Source organism: Mycobacterium sp. TH-M106 (assembly GCF_057473765.1).
The window spans coordinates 1-1,399 of the sequence record NZ_JBYCLE010000522.1 but is presented as its reverse complement, the minus strand read 5'-3'; the positions used below and the strand labels follow the sequence as shown (position 1 = coordinate 1,399).

The 1,399-nt window shown below is 63.4% G+C and carries 2 protein-coding genes and 1 pseudogene; all 3 read right to left on the bottom strand.

Translation table 11 applies throughout. From position 1 onward, the window contains the following. A partial coding sequence (locus AC2VOP_RS18235; protein WP_486962270.1) for a flavin-containing monooxygenase occupies window positions 1–480 on the bottom strand: 480 nt, incomplete at its 3' end. 154 nt (window positions 481–634) lie between these two features. Further along, window positions 635–775: pseudogene (locus AC2VOP_RS18230) on the bottom strand (hypothetical protein); the annotation flags it as partial. Between the two features lie 111 nt (window positions 776–886). Beyond that, window positions 887–1,399, bottom strand: a 513-nt coding sequence (locus tag AC2VOP_RS18225; protein ID WP_486962269.1) for a PE/PPE C-terminal domain-containing protein, incomplete at its 5' end; no start/stop codon positions are given.

Sequence of the window (1,399 nt, the reverse complement as noted above, 5' to 3'; positions counted from 1 at the left end):
GGCGAACTGCTCGATGCCGGGGAACTCGGGTGTGTAGCCCTCGTCGTAGTTGTAGTAGCCGGATCCGAAGAAGACGAACCGGGCGCGGTAGGTCTTGGTGGCGCCGTCCTGTTCGGTGGTCACCGTCCAGGTGTCGTCCGACGAATCCCAATCAACGGTGCGCACGTAGCTGTTGAACCGGATGTGTCGGTCGATGCCGTACTTATGCGCGGTTCTGGTCAGGTAGTCACGGATGTCGGCGCCCTCGGCCACCGCCTCCTTGCGGAGCCACGGCTCCCACGGGAAGGACAGCGAGTACATAATGCTGTCGGAACGCACGCCGGGGTAGCGGAACAAATCCCAGGTGCCGCCGATGTTCGCACGCCGCTCCAGGATGACGTAGCTGGTGTCGGGGTTGCGTTCGGTGATGCGGTAGGCCGCGCCAAGACCGGAGATCCCGGCGCCGATAATGACGACGTCGACGCAGTCGGGGTTTGTCATGGCCGCGAACCCTCGCTTCCCGGACGGCTGTGATCTGTACCACGATCTACACCACCAGCCTAATACCAGCCGAGGCGCCCGCCGGTTGATTGGACCAGAGTTCACAACGCCTGCAGCAGCACGTCCACGTTGGGTCGGCGCGGCGGCCGGTGTCTCACCGGCTGGTGTCGGTCTCGGCTGGGGTGAAATGCAGGCGCTTGCGGTAGTCGGTGGGACTGCAGCCGAACCAGCGTCGGCAGGATCGGGTGAGCACGCTCTGCTCGGCATAACCTATTTCACGGGTGAGTTGGGACAGGAAATCGAACGGCGTCAACTTCGACGCGGCCAACGATGCCTCCGTATACCCGTACATCGTGGCGGCCGGAAACCTTACGCGACAACGACGTGCGCCCCCTCAAATCTCAAATCACAACCCACCCACGGGATTGTCACAAGAGGCCCTTTTCTTGTCGCCGGTGTGGATGTGTACCGCATGGGTACCCGGTTTCTTCGACAGTTGGTCCAGCAGACTCTCAAGTTGAGCCTTGTCGGTGTGCCAGTGCTGAACCGACTCGGGCTTCTGGGAGAGTTCGGCAAGGACGCGTTCGAATTTGCTGGGTTTCGAACTGCCCTTGTCGCGGGCCGTCTCTGATCGGTGCACAGTTGTCACGTTGACCGCGGGCGGCATTGCCTTGCTGAGTGCGCCGCCGGCCGCGCTTGCCAGGATCATCTGACCAGTCAGGTCTTCGATGGCCTTTGCCGCGACCGCAGGGGCTGCACCGGCACCGGTACCCTGCAATCCGGAGGCAACCAGCTTGACGGTGGGCGTGGCCGCCGCCCAGCTTGGCGGTACTGACAACCCACCCGTCAGCCCAGCGCTGCCCAGCTGCGCTGAGACCACCGGGGCGGCTGCCGTCAGGTCCGTATTCAGCGCCGTCAT